This window comes from Methylomonas lenta (assembly GCF_001644015.1).
In the GTDB taxonomy this organism is placed as follows: domain Bacteria; phylum Pseudomonadota; class Gammaproteobacteria; order Methylococcales; family Methylomonadaceae; genus Methylomonas; species Methylomonas lenta.
Map to the genome: position 1 here is coordinate 36,563 of NZ_LUUI01000127.1, position 19,671 is coordinate 56,233.

Annotated in this window: 24 protein-coding genes; 11 read left to right on the forward strand and 13 right to left on the reverse strand. The window is 45.8% G+C overall.

What is annotated here, in order from left to right:
* Positions 1-47 precede the first annotated feature (47 nt).
* Positions 48-392 carry an outer membrane protein assembly factor BamE domain-containing protein gene (gene bamE / locus A1359_RS15470; protein WP_083960677.1) on the forward strand — a complete coding sequence of 115 codons (345 nt, stop codon included), beginning with the start codon at positions 48-50 and terminating at the stop codon, positions 390-392.
* Between the two features lie 13 nt (positions 393-405).
* The gene (locus A1359_RS15475; protein WP_232322275.1) at positions 406-1,344 is read left to right on the forward strand and encodes a peptidoglycan DD-metalloendopeptidase family protein; all 939 of its coding nucleotides are present in this window, start codon (positions 406-408) and stop codon (positions 1,342-1,344) included.
* Here the strand turns inward: A1359_RS15475 and A1359_RS15480 are convergent.
* Both A1359_RS15480 and crp read right to left on the reverse strand, forming a co-directional pair.
* The gene (locus A1359_RS15480) at positions 1,328-2,518 is read right to left on the reverse strand and encodes an MFS transporter (protein ID WP_066985050.1); all 1,191 of its coding nucleotides are present in this window, start codon (positions 2,516-2,518) and stop codon (positions 1,328-1,330) included. The two genes, A1359_RS15475 and A1359_RS15480, sit on opposite strands and share 17 nt — an antisense overlap.
* A gap of 66 nt (positions 2,519-2,584) precedes the next feature.
* On the reverse strand, positions 2,585-3,238 hold the full coding sequence (crp, locus tag A1359_RS15485; RefSeq protein ID WP_066985052.1) for a cAMP-activated global transcriptional regulator CRP: 654 nt from the start codon (positions 3,236-3,238) through the stop codon (positions 2,585-2,587).
* Positions 3,239-3,365: 127 nt separating this feature from the next.
* Here crp and A1359_RS15490 point away from each other — a divergent pair, with 127 nt between their 5' ends.
* Positions 3,366-3,785 (forward strand): OsmC family protein, encoded by a 420-nt coding sequence (locus tag A1359_RS15490; RefSeq protein ID WP_066985054.1) that lies wholly within the window; start codon positions 3,366-3,368, stop codon positions 3,783-3,785.
* A gap of 4 nt (positions 3,786-3,789) precedes the next feature.
* A complete protein-coding gene (gene speD / locus A1359_RS15495) occupies positions 3,790-4,569 on the forward strand; it encodes an adenosylmethionine decarboxylase (RefSeq protein ID WP_066985058.1) in 780 nt (259 codons plus the stop codon).
* 70 nt (positions 4,570-4,639) lie between these two features.
* Here the strand turns inward: speD and A1359_RS15500 are convergent, their stop codons facing one another.
* The 4 genes from A1359_RS15500 to A1359_RS15515 all read right to left on the reverse strand — a co-directional run bounded on the left by A1359_RS15500 (position 4,640) and on the right by A1359_RS15515 (position 8,953).
* Positions 4,640-6,580 (reverse strand): dynamin family protein, encoded by a 1,941-nt coding sequence (locus A1359_RS15500; protein WP_066985060.1) that lies wholly within the window; start codon positions 6,578-6,580, stop codon positions 4,640-4,642.
* A gap of 103 nt (positions 6,581-6,683) precedes the next feature.
* The gene (pyrE, locus tag A1359_RS15505) at positions 6,684-7,322 is read right to left on the reverse strand and encodes an orotate phosphoribosyltransferase (RefSeq protein WP_066985063.1); all 639 of its coding nucleotides are present in this window, start codon (positions 7,320-7,322) and stop codon (positions 6,684-6,686) included.
* A 48-nt stretch (positions 7,323-7,370) separates the two neighbouring features.
* A complete protein-coding gene (gene hemW / locus A1359_RS15510) occupies positions 7,371-8,501 on the reverse strand; it encodes a radical SAM family heme chaperone HemW (RefSeq protein WP_083960678.1) in 1,131 nt (376 codons plus the stop codon).
* 11 nt (positions 8,502-8,512) lie between these two features.
* Positions 8,513-8,953 (reverse strand): VOC family protein, encoded by a 441-nt coding sequence (locus A1359_RS15515; RefSeq protein ID WP_066985069.1) that lies wholly within the window; start codon positions 8,951-8,953, stop codon positions 8,513-8,515.
* 74 nt (positions 8,954-9,027) lie between these two features.
* Here A1359_RS15515 and A1359_RS15520 point away from each other — a divergent pair, with 74 nt between their 5' ends.
* Positions 9,028-9,363 carry an ASCH domain-containing protein gene (locus A1359_RS15520; protein WP_066985073.1) on the forward strand — a complete coding sequence of 112 codons (336 nt, stop codon included), beginning with the start codon at positions 9,028-9,030 and terminating at the stop codon, positions 9,361-9,363.
* Here the strand turns inward: A1359_RS15520 and A1359_RS15525 are convergent.
* The 5 genes from A1359_RS15525 to A1359_RS15545 form a co-directional block, all read right to left on the reverse strand.
* On the reverse strand, positions 9,341-10,102 hold the full coding sequence (locus A1359_RS15525; protein ID WP_066985076.1) for an HvfC family RiPP maturation protein: 762 nt from the start codon (positions 10,100-10,102) through the stop codon (positions 9,341-9,343). The two genes, A1359_RS15520 and A1359_RS15525, sit on opposite strands and share 23 nt — an antisense overlap.
* A 9-nt stretch (positions 10,103-10,111) precedes the next feature.
* The gene (locus A1359_RS15530; RefSeq protein WP_066985079.1) at positions 10,112-10,948 is read right to left on the reverse strand and encodes an HvfB family MNIO-type RiPP peptide maturase; all 837 of its coding nucleotides are present in this window, start codon (positions 10,946-10,948) and stop codon (positions 10,112-10,114) included.
* Positions 10,949-10,978: 30 nt separating this feature from the next.
* Positions 10,979-11,617 (reverse strand): hypothetical protein, encoded by a 639-nt coding sequence (locus A1359_RS15535; RefSeq protein WP_066985082.1) that lies wholly within the window; start codon positions 11,615-11,617, stop codon positions 10,979-10,981.
* A 104-nt stretch (positions 11,618-11,721) separates the two neighbouring features.
* Positions 11,722-12,354 (reverse strand): endonuclease III, encoded by a 633-nt coding sequence (gene nth / locus A1359_RS15540; RefSeq protein ID WP_066985085.1) that lies wholly within the window; start codon positions 12,352-12,354, stop codon positions 11,722-11,724.
* 179 nt (positions 12,355-12,533) lie between these two features.
* Positions 12,534-13,184 (reverse strand): glutathione S-transferase family protein, encoded by a 651-nt coding sequence (locus A1359_RS15545; protein WP_066985087.1) that lies wholly within the window; start codon positions 13,182-13,184, stop codon positions 12,534-12,536.
* Between the two features lie 110 nt (positions 13,185-13,294).
* Between A1359_RS15545 and A1359_RS15550 the strand changes: the two genes are divergently transcribed.
* The 5 genes from A1359_RS15550 to trpC all read left to right on the forward strand — a co-directional run bounded on the left by A1359_RS15550 (position 13,295) and on the right by trpC (position 17,008).
* Positions 13,295-13,870 (forward strand): TetR/AcrR family transcriptional regulator, encoded by a 576-nt coding sequence (locus A1359_RS15550; RefSeq protein WP_066985275.1) that lies wholly within the window; start codon positions 13,295-13,297, stop codon positions 13,868-13,870.
* A gap of 42 nt (positions 13,871-13,912) precedes the next feature.
* Positions 13,913-14,332, forward strand: coding sequence for a secondary thiamine-phosphate synthase enzyme YjbQ (locus tag A1359_RS15555; protein ID WP_066985090.1), 420 nt, complete (start codon positions 13,913-13,915; stop codon positions 14,330-14,332).
* A 71-nt stretch (positions 14,333-14,403) separates the two neighbouring features.
* Positions 14,404-14,868, forward strand: a complete 465-nt coding sequence (locus tag A1359_RS15560; protein WP_066985093.1) for a DUF411 domain-containing protein — start codon at positions 14,404-14,406, stop codon at positions 14,866-14,868.
* A gap of 46 nt (positions 14,869-14,914) precedes the next feature.
* Positions 14,915-15,931 carry an anthranilate phosphoribosyltransferase gene (trpD, locus tag A1359_RS15565; RefSeq protein WP_066985096.1) on the forward strand — a complete coding sequence of 339 codons (1,017 nt, stop codon included), beginning with the start codon at positions 14,915-14,917 and terminating at the stop codon, positions 15,929-15,931.
* A 276-nt stretch (positions 15,932-16,207) separates the two neighbouring features.
* Positions 16,208-17,008 carry an indole-3-glycerol phosphate synthase TrpC gene (gene trpC / locus A1359_RS15570; RefSeq protein WP_066985279.1) on the forward strand — a complete coding sequence of 267 codons (801 nt, stop codon included), beginning with the start codon at positions 16,208-16,210 and terminating at the stop codon, positions 17,006-17,008.
* Between the two features lie 192 nt (positions 17,009-17,200).
* Here the strand turns inward: trpC and A1359_RS15575 are convergent, their stop codons facing one another.
* Together A1359_RS15575 and A1359_RS22520 are read right to left on the reverse strand one after the other, a co-directional pair.
* Positions 17,201-18,106 (reverse strand): D-hexose-6-phosphate mutarotase, encoded by a 906-nt coding sequence (locus A1359_RS15575; protein WP_066985099.1) that lies wholly within the window; start codon positions 18,104-18,106, stop codon positions 17,201-17,203.
* A 260-nt stretch (positions 18,107-18,366) separates the two neighbouring features.
* Complete coding sequence (locus A1359_RS22520) at positions 18,367-18,546, reverse strand: hypothetical protein (protein ID WP_066985102.1); 180 nt, start codon at positions 18,544-18,546, stop codon at positions 18,367-18,369.
* Positions 18,547-18,743: 197 nt separating this feature from the next.
* Here A1359_RS22520 and A1359_RS15585 point away from each other — a divergent pair, with 197 nt between their 5' ends.
* Complete coding sequence (locus A1359_RS15585; RefSeq protein ID WP_066985105.1) at positions 18,744-19,571, forward strand: VPLPA-CTERM sorting domain-containing protein; 828 nt, start codon at positions 18,744-18,746, stop codon at positions 19,569-19,571.
* Positions 19,572-19,671 lie beyond the last annotated feature (100 nt).

Sequence of the window (19,671 nt, forward strand, 5' to 3'; positions counted from 1 at the left end):
CTATTCGGCACTCTATATCAATCGTCCAATCAAATGAGGATCATTTCATGAAAATACTGTTTCCTAAACGTAACGCTCGAGCGGTCAAACTCTGCTCGCTGCTACTGGTTAGCGGCCTGGCATCCACTCAATTGACGGGTTGCTTCTCTGTCGGCCAGGAATTTGCTGGCTCACGAGTACCGGAAATTAAAATCGGAAAAACAACTAAACAGGAAGTTTCCGATATATTTGGTACACCTTGGCGTACAGGTATGGAAGATGGTCGCACTACCTGGACATATGGCATATACAAATATTCACTGTTTGGCGCAGACGACACCCAAGACTTGCTAATTCGTTTTGATCCGCAGGGCATAGTAAGGTCTTACACGTTTAGCTCTACTCGCAAGTAATGATGGAATAGTCGTGTTGTTAAGGTGGCAGAATCTATTTTTACTGCTACTGGTCAGCACGACCGCAACCGCGAAGACGCTTTATAAATACAAAGATGACCAGGGACGCTGGTACTTTACAGATAAACCACCTGTTACCCAGCATAAAGTTGAAACCCGTCTATTAAAACCGGCACCCAAGCAACGAGTTCGACTAGAGAAAACCGGCAGCCCCAGCAATCTTGCCTTTTATCTCATCAATCAATATCCTGGACCTATTGAGGTCGCTATCGATTGGGAACAGCCGACCAATTTAGTCTCCATCCCGGAATTACCCAAGCGTTTTGTAATCGAGCCGGGCAAGTCCGATACCCTATTCAGTATCAGCGCCATAGGCCAGACAACTTCATCCCAAACCTTTACTCTACAGTATCAGTATGTAGTCGGTCGCCCATTACCTCATTACAGCCGTCAAACAGCCTATTGGCCACCACTGGCCCCCGGCAGCCATTTTCGAGTGACCCAGGCCTTTAACGGTGAATTTAGCCATACTGACCCTCAAAATCGCTATGCCGTTGACATTATGATGCCCATTGGTACGCCGATCTATGCTGCACGTGATGGCGTGGTACTGGAAGTAGAAAATGATTTTTTCTCCAGCGGTACGCAACAGGCATATGCCAACAAAGCAAATAGTATCCGAATTCTGCATGACGATGGATCGATGGCAATTTATGCTCATCTGGCCTTGGAAAAAGCCTTGGTAACCCCTGGGTTAAGGGTGCAGGCGGGTGAATTGATTGGCTACTCTGGCAATACGGGTTTTAGCAGTGGCCCACATTTGCATTTTGCAGTTCAGATAAACCAAGGCATGGCATTAACATCTGTACCGTTTGAATTTTTAGACGCCAACCAACATGCCTTTGAACCGCAACCAGGTAGCTGGCTTGAAGGCATTAACCCGAAACCCTGAAACCTCGTATCAATAACGCCATCAGCGTCAGCATACAAAATATTGCGCCAGCATAAAAAGTAGCCGGCGCGCCAAATATGTCCCATAACAGGCCGGCCAACACACTGGCAATCAACATGGCAATGCCACTGGCCAAATTAAAAAAACCGTAGGCTGTACCACGCAAATCGTTAGGTGTGGTGTCGGCTACCATTTTTGCCAACAATCCTTGCGTCATCCCCATATGAACACCCCATAAAGCTACGCCAGTCAAAACCATAAGCCAATGCGAACTACTAGCCAGCAGCAAATCTGCAGCCACCAGCACCAACAAACCCCAGCCCAATAATTTTGCCGGTTTGACGTTATCCGATAGCTTGCCGAACGGATAAGCGCTGGCGGCATAAACGATATTCATCACCACCATCACCAATGGCACCCAGGCAATAGGAATGCCACTTTGCTGGGAGCGCAACACCAAAAAAGCTTCGCTAAAGCGGGCCAAGGTAAACACAGCACCGATGACGACCACATACCAATAAGCTGCGCTCAGACGCTGCAGAGCTTGCTTGCCGATCGGAAAGACACGCTGCTGGCTCAGAGTAGCGGGCTCTTTTACGCCCAGCAACAATACCAGCACGGACAGTAAGCCAGGAATGACTGCCACCCAGAATACCGCACGAAAATCATTAGCCCATAACAACATCAACGCAACCGCCACTAACGGACCGAGAAATGCCCCTACAGTATCCAGTGATTGGCGTAAACCAAAAGCAGCACCCCGGATCTCAACCGGCGTAATGTCAGCGATGAGTGCATCACGTGGCGCGCCGCGTATGCCTTTGCCGACACGATCTATTAGCCGGGCCGTTAACACCATGCCGCTGCTGGCGGCGATAGCAAACAAGGGTTTGCTCAAGGCACCTAATGCATAGCCCAGCAGAGCCAGGCCTTTGCGCTTGCCCAAATAATCGCTGAGGACACCTGAAAAAACTTTGACTATCAGTGCTGTGGCTTCCGCTGCACCTTCAATCAGGCCAATGGCCATAGCGCTGGCAGCCAATTCACTGACCAAAAACAATGGCAGCAGGCTGTGAATCATCTCCGAGGAAATATCCATCAATAAACTGACAAAACCTAAGGCCCAAACGCTTTTAGGGATCTTTTTCCAGATTAAGTGAGGTTTTGAGCGCACAGATAGCCGGAGAAAAAGCCCTAAAGCCTTTTGGTCTTTAGCCTTATATTTTTTAGTCCAGACAAACTAACGCGTTCCAAATACCACTATCGTTTTGCCGTGCGCGGTAATGAGTCCTTTATCCTCCAACTCTTTTAACACCCTGCCAGCCATTTCTCGCGAACATCCCACGATACGACCGATTTCCTGTCTGGTGATATGCAATTGCATGCCGTCAGGATGGGTAATCGCATCAGGTTCTTTGGTTAAATCTAACAAAGTACGTGCAATACGGCCTTCAACATCCATAAAAGCCAGATCCTGGTATTTGCGACTGGTAATCAGTAAGCGGGTGGACAGTTGCTCGCCAAGCACAGTGAGTATTTCCACGGCAAATTCACGTAAATCGCTGTTTAATAATACCTTGAACCTATCGTATCCGATTTCTGCCATTTTGCATGGAGCACGGGTTTTAACGAAGGCGCTACGCATTTCGGCATTTTTGAACACGCCGATTTCACCAACAAAATCGTGTTTGTTTAAATAGGCCAGAATCAACTCATGGCCATCGTCATCTTCCACACTGACGCTGACCGATCCATCGACAACAAACAACAACTTATCGCCGACATCACCAGGTCTAACGACAGTTAACTTAGCGGGATAACTCCGCACGTGGCAAAGATGTAAAAAAGCATCCAATGCCGGTTGTGAAATCTTATTTTTGTTAGCCAAATTCATGATTGTAATAATTTTGTCCGTGATGACCTGCTACCCTACCCAAAAGAAAGTGTTTTTGCAAAAAAAACCATACATCTGACTGTATCGTTGTAAAATCGGCAACATTTTTTAATTTGCGGAATTGAGTATGCAAGCAACAGTCAAATGGGTCGATGGCAGATTATTTGTTGGAGAATCCGGCAGTGGCCACGCGGTAGTCATGGATGGGCCAGCTGATCATGGTGGTCGTAACTTGGGCCTAAGACCTATGGAAATGATTTTAATGGGCGTCGGCGGCTGCTCATCATTTGATGTGATTGATATCCTGCAAAAAGGCAGACACGATATTATTGATTGCACTGCCGAACTGACTGCCGAACGAGTTGATGCGATACCCGCTGTATTTAGCAAGATTCATTTGCATTTCAAAGTAACCGGCAAAAATTTACCGGCTGCAGCAGTAGAACGCGCGGTAAAGCTATCGGCAGAAAAATATTGTTCAGCATCCATTATGTTGGGAAAAGCAGGAGTAGAAATTAGTCATGATTTTGAAGTTATAGAGGGTTGATCGGTTGAGCAAATTACAATTACACGGGTTCAATAACCTAACCAAATCGTTGAGTTTTAATATCTACGACGTTTGTTACGCACCCAAAGAACAGGAAAAAGCTTATATCGAATATATCGATGAAGCCTATAACGCCAAACGCCTGACTCAAATCCTGAAAGATGTTGCCAACATCATCGGCGCCCAGATTTTGAATATCGCGCATCAGGATTATGAACCACAAGGCGCCAGCGTAACCATGTTGATTTCCGAAGGTGATGTAATTCCTGCCGGCATGAATTCCGAGTCTCCAGGACCATTACCCGACACCATTCTGGCGCATCTGGATAAAAGCCATATTACAGTCCACACCTATCCTGAAAGTCATCCGGTTACGGATATCTGTACTTTCCGTGCCGATATTGATGTCTCTACCTGCGGACAAATTTCGCCCTTAAAAGCGTTGAATTATCTAATCCACAGCTTCGAGTCGGACATTGTCATCATGGATTACCGGGTGCGTGGCTTTACCCGCGACATATCCGGTGAAAAACATTATATCGATCACAAAATCAACTCAATTCAGAATTATATTGCTGAAAGCACCAAAGAGCTGTACCAAATGATTGATGTGAATGTGTATCAAGAAAATATCTTTCACACCAAAATGATGCTGAAAGAAACCGAGCTGGAAAACTATCTGTTTGAAAAAGAAAGTAATTTTAACGAGGACGAAAAACAGGTAATCCAAGACCAATTACATGAGGAAATGTCCGAGATTTTCTACGGTAGAAACCTCAGCTAGTCATACACTCGGGTTTTAGCATGAGCCGCTAAAACCCGAAACACCTCATCAAACTGTTAAACTTAAGTCTTTAAGAAAACTCACTTTCAGGCATTTTAAAATGCATGGATTTGATAATGGCCTGTAATTCTTGACGTTGCTGCTTTAATGGTGTCAACTCAGCTTCTAGCTGGCCGATGCTCTCGCCGACCGTGCCTTTTGATTCGTTGATTTTTCGTAACATAATCAAGCGGCTTTCAATTTGTTTTTTATGATCCTTGATCTGATGCATCAAGGGTGTCAAAACACTATTGCTCCAGGTTGCCGCGTCCTTGTGCGCTTGCTGCAGAATGTTGCGAGCCTTTGCAATCAACGTACTATACAGCTTGTTCACGACGATGCTTTGTTCGGTCATAGTGGTTCTGGCGCTATTACGGAATGCCTCACCTTCATCGAATATTTGTTCCAACTCGAACTGGTATTGTTTAATGGAAAACAGCTGTGGTTCGATTTCCTTGAAGCCATATTCGTCTTGAAACTTTTTATGGATGGCTTTGATCAACCTGCGCGTTTCCTCAGTAATATCAACAGAGTCTTGTAATAAGTCTCGCAATTCGTCAAACAGTTTGCGCATGTTTTGCTTCATGCCATAAGTCGTGAGACTTTTAGTCATTTCATGCTTGGTGCGCTGGATAATTTCATCCACCTTATCCTTAGAGAACGAATCAATCAGCATTTTAGCCTGTACAGCAAACACTTTACGACTGGCCTGGAAGTTTTCAATATTGGTCATGTAGGCATTTTGCCTATCTCTGGTTTCAGCCATCAATTTGCCGGTCATTTCCTGATTTTCAAAATCAATCAGCTTGAACTCTTCCAATTGTTTGGTCGCATTCTGTACTTTGGTATCCATGAGCTTGGTCGATTCACTCACCAAAAAGCCAATGTCCTTATCGACAACCCCTTTCAAAATTTCCCGCCGTTGATTGAGAATATCTTCTGACAGGTAATGTTCCAGTTTATTTAAGCGACTTTTTTCCAGTAGCGCATCGTCGCCTTTGACTTTAGCCAACAACGCCTGTTTGGCTGAAACCGGGAAAATCACATTTTGGCTCAGGTTTAAAATAGTCGCCGATGTTTCGATTTGTTTTTGAATAGACGCTTCGTAGCCGGTTTCACCAGCCAGATCGTCCCACATGGAGTCAATCTTGTTCATCACAACGGCCAAACCTTGGCGACGTTGTCCTCTGGCGCTGCAAACATGGCTTTTCCACATTTCCAGGTCGCTTTTGGTAACGCCAGTATCGGCTGCCAATACAAAAACTATCGCCTGGGCGCTGGGCAACATGCTCAATGTCAGTTCAGGCTCGGTACCTAATGCATTCAAACCCGGAGTATCCAGAATGCATAGACCTTCTTTTAATAAAGCATGCGGAAAGCTGATCAGGGCGTGCCGCCAGCAGGGTACTTCCACAAATTCAGGATTGATAATGCCTTGCTCGGCGGCTTCGCGTTCGTTCCATAAACCTAGTTTATCTGCCGTTTCTCGGGTTACCCGCTTGGTGGCAACCAATTCCCTGAAGGCTTGCTGCATTTGGGTAGGGGAATCGATATTCAGACTGATTTGGGTCCAACGGTCCGGATTACGTTTGTAATCCATTAATGAGATATCTTCCAGACGGCTTTCGATATTCAGCAAGCGGATATAACTACCACCTGCTTCATCCCAAAACAGCTCGGTAGGCGACATAGTGGTGCGCCCAGGCGAAGAAGGCAGCAGTCGCACACCGGTTTCGGCAAAAAATAGCGCATTGATTAATTCGGTTTTGCCGCGAGAAAATTCGGCGACAAAAGCTAGTGTTACTCGATCCATATTTAATCCTTGCAGGATGTTCAGCAAGGTATCTGTGCTTTGGGGGTCATTGAATTTATACCGATTACGCCATTCCCGATACATCTCGATTGCCTGTATCAGTTGTTCACGCCAAGTCGAATACTCGTGTAATTGATCTTTAAATTCCAGATTTCTCATGGCAAGCCTTTTTGCTGACTGTACTCAATATTTAGAGGGCGAATAATAAGCGCTAATTGTAGACTAAATACAAATAAGCGACAGATAAGGGCTTATGATTAATCTAAATACCATATTGCTGACGATAACTGCTGATAGTTGCCAATTTTTCTGTAAAACCACTATCTTGCGCGATGAATTCGATAATTTCAGCCAAAGAAATAATAGCAATCACGGGGATACCGAATTGCTTAGTCACCTCTTGTACAGCCGATAATTCGTTTAAGCCTTTTTCCTGCCTGTCCAGAGCGATCACCACGCCGGCCACAGTTGCACCTGCGGCACGTATGATGTCCACTGACTCTCGCACCGATGTGCCGGCCGTAATAACATCATCCAATATCCACACATTACCCTGCAACGGCGCACCCACGAGCAAGCCGCCTTCACCATGGTCCTTGGCTTCTTTTCGATTAAAAGCAAAAGGAATATCTCCCTGCAGGCGCGAATAGGCTATCGAAGCCGCGCTAACCAATGGAATACCTTTATAAGCCGGGCCATAGAGCACATCCACGTTTACGTCGGCATTAATCATCGCCTGCGCATAAAACTGGCCAAGCTTGTCCAGCTGAGCACCCGTATTGAATAAACCGGTATTGAAGAAATAAGGACTCATGCGTCCGGATTTTAGTTGGAACTCGCCAAATTTAAGCACGCCACAGTCGAGCGCATAGCGGATGAATTCTTTTTGATAATCAAGCATAAATCAGTTTTCCGTGCAGTTGGACAGCAAATTATAACCTGCTGACTTTTATGGCATGAACTTTTCCAATATTTCATCCAAAAAATCCCAACCCTGCTCCGAACAAAAAAACCTTTGTCCATCATTAATCAATAAACTAGCATCAATGCACTGACTTAAAGCAGGCTCCAAACTAGAGGGCTCCAGGCCGGTCATATTTTGGTAATCGTTCAAGCTAAAGCCAGTTTTCAATCGCAAATGATTCATCACAAACTCCAGTGGCAATTGCGCCTGACTAATGGGTTCTGAAACAATTGCAGTATAATTTTTTAAATACTGTTCCGGACTTTTTGGTTTGGCCGTGCGGATTATATCGTCAGGTAATATGCGACTGATTTTGCCATGAGCGCCAGCACCTATACCCAAATAATCGCCAAACTCCCAATAATTACGATTGTGTCGACATTGAAAACCCGGCTTGGCATAAGCCGAAATTTCGTATTGCTGATAGCCGTGCTCGTCCAACAACTGCTGACTGGCTTTTTGTAAGGCATAAATCGCATCGTCTTCAGGTAGTTTGGGCGGAAATTTGTAGAAGTAAGTATTGGGTTCCAGCGTCAGCTGATAAAACGAAACGTGTGTTGGCTGTAAAGACAGCGCTGTATTGACGTCTAGTAAAGCTTCATTCAAAGTTTGCGCAGGTAAACCAAACATTAAATCCAGATTCACATTGGTAAAACCGGCTTGAGTGGCAATGTTTACTGCCTTTATAGCTTCACTTGCGTTATGCACTCTACCCAGTTTTTTTAGATGCCTGTCATTGAAGCTTTGAATACCTATGGATAATCGATTAATACCCAACTCGCGAAAAGCCTGGAACTTAGCGCTTTCAAAGGTGCCTGGATTGGCTTCCAAAGTAATTTCACAATCGGATTGCAAGTTGACCTGCTGTTTGATGCCATCCAATAAACACTGCAAAGCTGCAGCAGAAAACAAGCTGGGCGTACCACCACCCATAAAAATACTGCCGATGCTGCGCGGGACAGTTAACAAGGCTAAATCCGCTTGTAAATCGGCCAGCAAAGCATCCACATACTGCATTTCAGGAATGCCGGTTTTCACGGCATGCGAATTAAAATCGCAATACGGACATTTTTGTATGCACCAGGGAAAATGGATATACAGGCTCAGCGGCGGCAAACGACTTTCCTTTACCAAACGCCGACATTGGACATGGATGCCCAGGGTTCTTGTACCGGCAACGCTGAACCTTTTTGCAATAATTCGATGGATATCTGATCCGGAGATCGCATAAACGCCATCCAGCCATCGCGTGGCGGACGATTGATAGTGACACCTTGATTCATCAGTTGCTGGCAGGTTTTATAAATATCATCCACTTCAAACGCCAAATGACCAAAATTACGACCACCGCTATATTCTTCTGTATCCCAGTTATAGGTCAGCTCCAGTAATGGCGCATCCTTTTCTTCGGCTGGTTTTTGATCCTTCGGCGCGGCTAAATATACCAGCGTAAAACGGCCAGCTTCACTGTCCATCCGCCGCACTTCCACTAAACCCAGCTTGTGGCAATAAAAATCCAGCGACTCTTCTAAATTGTTAACTCGAACCATGGTATGCAGATAACGCATTTAAGGCCTCCAACCTAAAAAACTGGCATTATGGTGGATAATAAGCCGCTTGGCTAACCCAACAGGATAAAACAATGAACGAATACCCAGAGAAAACTTGCGCTATAGATCGATTGGTACGACACCCGAAACTGGTGGCGGCAGCACTTAGCGGGCAAAAAACCCAGCAACGTCGCGATGGTTTATATGCATACCCCGGCGAGACTTTTGTTTTGGAAGGCGTAGATTTTTTGGTCACCAGCGTAGATCGACAACGTATTGGCGATATGACAGACGCCGATGCTCAAGCCGAAGGCTATCCGAATCTGGCGATGTATCGTCAAATTATTTTAAGCATGCATGCCAATATGGAATGGAGCGATGATGGACTGGTGTGGGTACACCACTTCAAACGGCAACAGCCGGAATAAGGATATCTTTTCCAGCCAATTCCTGCAGGGTTTGTAAACCAAATTCCTGCAGCATTTGCGGATCGATCTGCTGCTGTAGTTCGGCTGCCAAAACATTTAAGCAATCTTGCCCACTACTGCCGTCCTGCTGCTCAATTAATTGCAGCAGGCGGTAAGTCAGGGGGGTGGTTTTCATAAAATGTACGTCGTATTCGCGGTCTCGATAAACAATCAGATAACTGGCATGTTCCGCTGCAGTTTGCGGTAAAAAATCCGGTCCTATACGCTCAACTGGGAATTGATAGACTAACGGCCAAGCCAATGGAGACAATGAAATAGACTGCTTGAGTATATCGTCGGCAAACATTGCATCGCCATAGGCAGGCTCGATCTGCGCAATAGACAATGCCATTTCCACCCATTCGTAATGCGCCAATTCCAATAAAAATGGCAAGTCATCCGCAAATTGGCGCTCGTTTTGTAAATAGCCTAAAAATTCTTCCGCAATTTCAGAAAAATGTGGCGTTTGGCAACGGTGACGGGAAAAAAAGTCCTGTGCTAAAGCCTGCCATTCATCATCGTTGAGAATCTTCCGCAACACGGGGAAATTACTGCTTAAAAAACCGTTGATGTTGTTAAAAAACAGCTCGCGATACATGGCCATGCGTTGCGGTTTAACATCGACAGGCAGTCGCTGGTTTTCTGGATCACGGATATAAGCGGCAAACTCTGCCTGCTTGATTCTAAAATCAACACCCATTAAAACAACCTATTTATGCTGTATCGCATTGGCTTGGATAGCGCGAATAGTGTCAACTTCTTGTAAAAGTTCGGCCAGCGGTGGCAGATTAAAGTCGCGCTCTAAAAGAGTAGGAAACACACCAAATAAGCTATAAGCCTTGTCCAACAACTGCCAAACCGGATCGATCACCGGTGCGCCATGAGTGTCGACCAGAAAATCCTCGGCTTCCACATAATGACCAGCAATATGTGCGTAGGCTATGCGTTCGCCTGGCATGGCTTTTAAAAATGCTTCAGCATCGTAAGCGTGATTAACGCTGTTGACGTAGATATTATTGATATCGATCAATACATTGCAATCCGCTTCTTCGACCACAGCATTGAAAAATTCGATTTCAGACATCTCCTGGCCGGGTGCGGCATAGTAGGAGACGTTTTCGATGGCAATTTTGTGTTCCAGAATATCCTGTACTCGCCGGATGCGGGCGGCAACATGTTTTACTGCTTCGGCTGTAAAAGGGATCGGCATAAGATCGTATAAATGCCCATCATGACTGCAATAACTTAAATGTTCACTGTAAAACTGAATGCCATGTGCGAGCATGAATTTTTTCAGGTCACGCACAAAGACTTCATCAAGCGCATCGCTACTGCCAATCGACAATGACAAACCATGACAGATAAACTGAAATCGCTCGGTCATAGCCCGAAACTGTTTGCCCAATTTGCCACCCAGGGTCATCCAGTTTTCCGGCGCCACTTCATAAAAGTCCACATTGGCAGGCGGATTATCGACGATCTCTGTCAAAAAAGATCGCCGTAATCCTAAACCAGCAGCGTTAACTAAACGTTGTTGTTTATCCATAATGGATACGCGTTAGACAAGCGGGTTGATTTACTCGTCGGCAGCTTCCTCTGCGTCTACTTTAGAACCGCAGCTACCTTCGCCGCCTTTCATCATTGCGCCGCAAGAGCCTTCTTCGCCTTTTTTAGCTTCATCGCCTTTCATCATGCTGCCACAGCTACCTTCTTCCGACTTGGCAGCTGGCTTGTCGCCATGATCCATACCTTTCATGCCGCCCATGCCTTTCATGTCGCCATGATCCATACCCTTCATGTCGCCCATACCTTTCATGTCGCCCATGCCGCCCATCATGCCACAGCTACCTTCTTTGCCTTTCATCATTTCACCGCAGCTCATTTCCATGCCTTTTTTCATTTTGCCGTCTTGCATCATGCCACCGCACATACCTTCGCCACAGGAACCTTCGGCTTTTTTGGTTTTAGGACCGTTACCGGCTTTTGCCGCTTTAGCACCTTTTTCGGCTTTGGTAATTTTATTACCATTGACATCTGTAGCATTTCCGCCGCAGGCACCATGGCTGGTCTTATTGGAAGCTTCGGCTACCATGTAACCGTTGGCAAGCTCGCTCATGGCAAAAGGATTGGATTCCGCTTGAACATTAATAGCAAAGCTTGAAATCACTGCAGTACCCATAGCCAGTGTCAATGGAGTTTTATTGAATTTTTTCATGGTTTATCCTCTCTTAAGATTTTTATTATTGGCGTCAGCTGTAGACCGAGCCCGTGAGACCAACGCTTAATCCTTAAGTTCAGTCAGCCTTATTGTATCCTCAACTAGAGAGTTTTTTCCTTAAACTCGCATAAATCGGCGATACAGCAGTCTGAACAACGGGGTTTTCGGGCAGTACATACGTAACGACCATGCAGTATCAGTAGGTGATGTGCATCTATTTTGTGCTTTGCAGCTATGGTTTTATCTAACTTTTTTTCTACTTCCAACACATTCTTGCCTATTGCCAAGCCTGTGCGATTGGCGACTCGAAAAATATGCGTATCCACAGCGATGGTTGGCTGACCAAAGGCCGTATTTAAAATGACATTGGCTGTTTTGCGCCCCACGCCTGCCAAAGCTTCAAGTGCTTCACGAGTTTGCGGCACCTCACCGTGATGTTGGCTTAACAGCGACTCGCATAACTTGATGATATTGGCGGCTTTGCTGTTGAATAGCCCTATGGTTTTAATGTATTCCTTCAGACCTTCTTCACCCAATGCCAATATCGCTTGTGGCGTATTGGCAACCGGAAACAGCTTAGCGGTAGCCTTATTAACACCTTTATCAGTAGCTTGCGCAGACAAAACCACCGCAATTAACAACTCAAACGACGAATTGTAATTCAGCTCGGTAGTCGGCTCCGGAATAGCTATGGCGAGACGGTCAAAAATGGTCAGGCGGGTTTGCTTGTTCATTTGCGGCACAAATCGACATTATATTAGCAGCGGTAGAAAATTGTGATAACCGAAATGGCAGCGTAAATTGGCCCAAATGCTTTTTACAACCCGACATTAACGATCAAAACCACAGTCATATGGGGTTGAATAAGCTAGCGGACAGATTTATAAAACCCATCCGCTAGGCCATTCAAAGTTTATCTACTCTTAAAAAACGCTTCCAAGGCAGCTGTTCTATCCTTAGCAACCAGTTGCACACAAGGACGGCTTTCGATTAGCTGCATATAGGCTTCAATACCCGGAATATTCTCGACGACTAAGTCTGTGCCATAAATTTTTGCGGTGGCAAACGATACCAGTTGTAGATGCGGCCAAGCCACCACATCGGCAGCACTAAAATGATCACCCAAGGCATACGGGGATAAGGTCATCAATCTAGCCAAGCCGCGTAACCCCGCTTCGACTCTAGTACGTACCTCATCTTTGGTTTCCTGGGTAACCGTGCCGCCGAAAATTGCTTCCGCATAAATACGACGGGCAATCAGTTCCACATTCAATTCGATATGCTGAATAAATTCTCGGCATTTGCCACGTTCGTAAGCAGTGGCAGGATAAAGTGACTGGTCGGGGAAAGTCTCTTCCAGATATTCCAGAATTGCTTGTGATTCCGACAAATAACCCTCGGCCGTTTTAATGAACGGTACTTTACCGAGGGGTGAGCGTTTTAACACTGCCTCAGTTTGACTGGGAGCCAAAGTTTCTTCCTCGAAAGCGATATTTTTTTCCAAAAGAGACAGTTTAACTTTATTGTAATAGTTGCTGATGGCAACTCCATATAGCTTAATCATAGTGACTTATCCAAAAGTTAAGGGAGGCGAAACAGACTATACCGACCGGTATAGTCCATTGCAATAATACATACCGGTCGGTATAGTTGCAAATTTATTTCACTATGTTTATGACCCGTAATCTTAAAGAGCACATATTGCAGACAGCCTCCGAGCTTTTTTACAGCCAAGGCATCAAGTCAACCGGTGTTGATGCGATTGTTAAAGCGGCCGGCACCACCAAGATGAGTCTGTATAAATACTTTCCATCGAAAGACGATCTGGTTCTGGCGCATTTGTCTAAAAGCCGGGCGGCCATGCTGGCTCAGTTACAAATCGAAATCGAAGCTCAGGCTGATACGCCGAAGCAAAAATTGTTGGCAATATTCGATATGTTCGCAAAGCTAGTAAAATCGCCTGATTTTCGCGGCTGCCCTTTTATCAATGCTGCTGCCGAATTTGCAGTAGAAAATAACCCTGTGCAGCAAGCCGCCGCCGAGTTTTATGCCGAATTTCGTAAGCTATTGGCCGACCTAGCCGTACTAGCCGGTATCGCCAATGCCGAACAACTTGCAGGACAATTGGTGCTCCTGATTGCCGGCGCCATCGTCGACGAACAAATGCATAGACATACCGGTGCCATGCAAAACGCCCAGGCAGCGGCGAAAATCCTGATCGACAACAGCCAACCTGTAGCCAGCAGTTAGGCATGCTTAAACCTTTTTGATTTAACTTTTATTATCAACCCGATGTGGATACAAAAAGAAATACGACTCAAACCTAGAAATCGCGGCTTTCATTTGGTAACCGATGAAATCATTAGCCAAATTCCGGAACTGCGCGATATCAAAATCGGCCTGCTGCAGGTGTTTATCAAACACACCTCAGCCTCACTCACCATCAATGAAAACGCCGACCCAACCGTACGACAAGATTTCGAAAGTTATTTCAATCGCGCCGTACCGGAAAATCAAGCGTATTACCGGCATACAGATGAAGGCGATGACGATATGCCGGCGCATTTAAAAAGCAGTATGCTGGGTTGCAGCTTGACCATTCCGGTTTCCAATGGCCGCTTGAATATGGGTATCTGGCAGGGCATTTATTTATGCGAGCATCGTAACCACGGCGGCAGTCGCTCGCTGTTGTTAACTCTACACGGCGAATAGGGCTTTGTGCATAACCTGTGCCGGCAGCGTACAATATCCGACTATTTTGAAAATCAATACGGGGGTATTTTATGAAACGTTTCAAATTGATGCTTAGCGCAGCACTCATGGCGGCTAGTATGACCACCAGCGCTGCAGAGAATGCGATGACCGAGAAAGAAATGACGGTCTATCGCAGTCCAACCTGTAGCTGCTGTGGCAAATGGATAGAACATGCCAAACAAAACCATTTTGTCATTAAAGATATTGTTAGCGACGACATGCAGGCCATCAAACAAAAACTGGGCGTGCCTGAAAAACTGGCTTCCTGCCACACTGCCATTGTTGATGGCTATGTCATCGAAGGCCACGTTCCCGCCGACGATATCGAAAAACTATTGCAAACCAAACCCAAAGTAGTCGGCATTTCCGCTCCCGGTATGCCTATGGGCAGCCCAGGCATGGAAATGGGTGGCAGACAGGATGATTATGCAGTGGTGTCGTTCGATAAAGACGGCAACGTTGAAGTATTTTCAGAACATAAAGCCAACCAATAAAGCCATCTTGGCCTGACAATTATTCTTGCTTAGTCCGCTAAATTTTATGCATATCCAACCCACACTGCAGAAACTACTCGACAAACAAAACCTCACCGGCGATGAAATGCAAACGGTGATGCGGGCCATGATGAGCGGTGAATTAACTGATGCCCAAATCGCTGGTTTTCTTATTGCTCTGCGCTGTAAAGGGGAAACCACAGAGGAAATTGCCGCGGCAGTCGCTGTTTTGCGTGAATTGGTGCGGCAAGTACCGGTAAACGGCAATCATGTCATCGATACATGTGGTACCGGCGGCGATGGCGCCAACACTTTCAACATTTCCACCACGGCTGCATTCGTCGTCGCGGCGGCGGGGGGCAAGGTCGCCAAGCACGGCAACCGTTCAGTCTCCAGCAGCTGCGGCAGCGCAGATGTATTGGAAGCCGCCGGCATCAATCTGGATATGCCTGCCGAACAGGTGGCGGACTGCGTGAATCAACTTGGCGTCGGCTTTCTGTTTGCCGCCAAGCACCACAGCGCAGTGCGTCACACGGTCGGTCCACGGAAAGAAATGGGCGTCAGAACCCTGTTTAACCTGATCGGCCCGATGTCCAATCCGGCCAATGCGCCGCATCAGTTAATTGGCGTGTTCGATAAGCAATGGTTGATACCTGTAGCCGAAGTCTTGAAAAAACTCGGCAGCAAACATGTATTGGTGGTGCATGCCCAAGACGGCCTAGATGAAATCAGCATCGCTGCCGCCACAGATGTGGCCGAATTAAAAAACAACCAGATCAGCAGTTATAGCGTCAGCCCGGAACAATTCGGCATGCAGCGGGCGAATTTGGAAACCCTGGCTGTAAAAGATGCCCAAGCCAGCCTGGAAATTATCCGCCAAGTATTGAATAATCAACCCGGCCCGGCGCGTGACATTGTGACATTGAATGCCGGCGCAGCGATTTATGCTGCCGATTTGGCTGATACCTTGGAAGCAGGTATTCTGATTGCTCAACAAGTACTGGCTAATGGCAGTGCATTGGCTAAGTTTGAAGCATTGATTGCGTATTCAAAAAATCATTGAAATGCTGCAAAGAAATGTTTCTCTCTAAAAATATTAATCTAGCTGTAGGCAGTATCAGCGCAAAAGCCTGCAACTATAAATCTGTCGCTGGAATTAACCAGGATTCCAATGCATCAATCAACACTATTGAGATATACAATAAATAGGGGCAATTATCTTTAGAAGAGATTGAAAATATCCTTAATAAAATTCAACGCCCATTGAAGTAAAAAATGCCTAATGTTGGGTTACGCTACGCTAACCCAACCTACATTGTTTCTATATTTTTTAATCATCATGACCGACACTCCCGACATTCTAAAAACCATCCTGGCTACAAAAGCCGAAGAAGTGGCCCGCCGCCAGGCCAATATGCCCATCAACTTATTGCAGGAAATTGCCACAGGCGTACAAGGACCGCGCGGTTTTTATCAGGCTTTACGCAGCAAAGCCGATGCAAAAAAACCGGCTATTATTGCTGAAATCAAAAAAGCCTCGCCCAGCCAGGGCGTGATTCGGGAAGATTTTAGACCGGTAGAAATCGCCGTCGATTATGCGATGAATGGTGCGACATGCTTGTCGGTGTTAACCGATAAAAATTATTTCCAAGGTTCGGAAGCCAATTTGCAAATGGTGCGGGAAAAATGTCCTTTACCCGTGATTCGCAAAGACTTCATGATAGCTCCGTATCAAATTCATGAATCACGAGCGCTGGGTGCCGATTGTATCTTGCTGATCGTTGCCGCGCTGGATGACGCCATGCTGAAAGAACTGGCGGACACCGCCAGCGGATTAGGCATGGATGTTTTAGTAGAAGTGCACGATGCTGCCGAACTGGAGCGAGCATTGAAATTAGACACGCCGATGATAGGCATCAACAACCGTAATCTGCGTACCTTTGAAGTATCTTTGCAAACCACGCTGGCGTTAAAAAACACCCTGCCGGCCGACAAACTCATCATTACCGAAAGCGGCATCCATACCCCGGCCGATGTGCAATTAATGCAAGATAACGGCATCTTTAGCTTCCTGGTTGGCGAGGCCTTTATGCGCGCAGAATCACCAGGCCAAAAAATGCGGGAACTGTTTTTTAAATGATGCGGCCAAGTGACCCGGCGGAAACCTCTCCAGCGAATTCCGCCGTTAGCTAAGCACTGTCAGTAAATGGAGTACAAACCTAGGTTTGCACTCCAAGTTTGTTGGCTGACGCTTAAACCGCATAATCCTGGAAAAAAATCATTTCATCTAATATTTTTGGCTAACCGGAAGTTATTCTTACGGAATCCATGGCTAATCAGCCAACAAACTGTAATTAGCTTCCAGGCTGAATTGGCTACCCGGTTGAATCTTAATCAGGTCAAAGGCGATATTGCCGGCTTCAACACAAATAAATTTTTGATAATCCAGATTGGCTAAATCCGGCATTTTCATAGATGTTTTCGACCAGGGATTCCATACCACAGCGGTGCTGGTGTTGGGGGAACTGATATGAATGCGGCGTTTAAGCACCGGATCCACAATCTGCAGTTTTTTCACTGCATCGATATAAATCTGGTCCACTTCTCTCGATACGGTAACCGCGCCATGCTGGGTCTTTTGACTGCCTTGATCCAATTTATCAAAGTAATCGCAATCCTCCAGCCCAAACACTTTCACCCGCTTAATATCGCCGACCCGAAAATAACAATGAAAAGCCTGGGTAATCGAGAAGGGTTTATCGCCGGTATTAAACGTCGTCAGCTTTAATTGCAGGCTAGTGCCGATGGTAATATCCAGCATCAGCATAAACGGCTGCCGCCAGGTATTTTCCTGTTTAAAAGTTTCGTTAAACATTAAACTGACTTTAGTCTCAGCACCATTAATCGCTTCGGTATTAGCGATCTGCCAAAACTGATTTCGCACGAAGCCATGATTGGGGCGCTGCAAGCCTTTAGGATCCGGCCCAAACCAGGGCCAACACACCGGAATCCCGCCGCGAATAGCCTTGCCAGCCACATACTCGGATTGCTGACTAAGAAATAACACATCCTCAACTTGATCATGCGGCTGAAACGACAACACTTGCCCGCCATATACCGAAATTAAAGCCTTGGCACTGCCATTGCTGATTTTAATCATCGGAAATCCACCTTGGCCCGGAAAAATATCCAGTTGGCCTGCAATTCCAAAATCACTATTTAACCGCTGAATTTCCATAAACCTGTTTTATTAAGAATGATTAATTTATTTGTGACTTGAGAACAACAAAAACTAGCGGATTAACGCCATTTAACCGCGCAAAGTACCGGAGCGGAAACCAGTATTAATCAGGCCTCGCAACAGTAAATCATTTGTATGTCGACGCAGAGCATCTAAGACTGCATTCCCACGCGAAACGTGGGAACGATGTCAAACTATGCTGGGGTTAATCCCGTTATGCCGCGCCGAGCACCGAAGGTTTTGAACGGATCAGCCCGCTAGGGGTGATGCAGGGATGCATCACGTTTTTCGTAGGGGCAGGGAAGCCCCTTCGGAAAACCCCGTTCAAAACCTTCGGCGCGCAGGATCAACGCGGCATCCGGGTCGCCTTTTCTTTGGATACTTTCTTTTGGCGAAACAAAAGAAAGTATCCCGCCCGCCGGTGCGGGAACCGGCATTAAATCAGGCCTCGCGATAGCGAATCATTGTTTGTACGTCGACGCAGAGCGTCTAAGGCTGCATTCCCACGCGAAACGTGGGAATGATCTATTGTTTGTAAGTCGACGTTGAATGACCATACAAATGATTGCATAACTCATGGTAAATGTTAGAATCCGCGCTCATTCAATAAAACCCCAATTTTTAAGGAAATCCCATGGAAAGAAAGCTTCAAATATTGCCAATATTAATTATATGCGGCATGACACTAGCAGCACCCAATGTAAACGCCAACATGATTTCCTTAAACTTTACTACTTACACAACATCAATAGGTGGTAGTTCGGGGTACAGTGACTTTTGGAATAACCCGCTTCAATCAAGCTATAGCATTAGCCTGGATTCAACAACTTTACAAAACTTCGCAAGCACGACGGCTTACAACAATACGCCAAACTATACAGAAACCGTAACAACCGCTTTGAATAATGGTGGTCAGAATCTATATGCCTGGGGTACCGATACCCTTGTCTCCAATGGAACCATCAATCAAAGTTTTACCCAGTTACAAACAGTACAGGCTGTAAATCGTGAAATGAGAAATGGCGTTCAATTTACCGATTCTTCCACTAGCTACACTTCAACAAACCAGGTGTACACGGGTAATTTACCGCCAGAATTAATACCTACCCTCTCAAATCAACACACCAGAGAAAATAGTTATGCAAATTTTGACTGGTCTGCGTCTCTTGGCACCGATCCTGAATTCGTAGTGTACGATGAACAACAGTTGGCGTCTTTTTTGTTCAGTTTGATCGGAAATCAATTTAATTTTTATAAATCATCAAACATTAGTGCTTGCTTAGACCTTCAAGAATGGGGCTGTAGCAATCAAACCCAACTCTCTTATAGAAGTGAAAGTGGATATGCAATCCTGTCTTCATTCAATGTTGGGGCAATTGCGCCGGTTCCGCTACCTACTGCTTTTTGGCTATTTACTTCAGGATTAGGTGTTTTAGGTTTCGCTCGAAAAAGAAAAATCTAAGCTGTCAACTCCTAAGGTGGCTTTGCTGCCCTGCAATTCCTAAGCAGGCCGGGGGTTATATTCCCGGCCTAAATGTTTCAATCCATTCCAAAAAACAAAA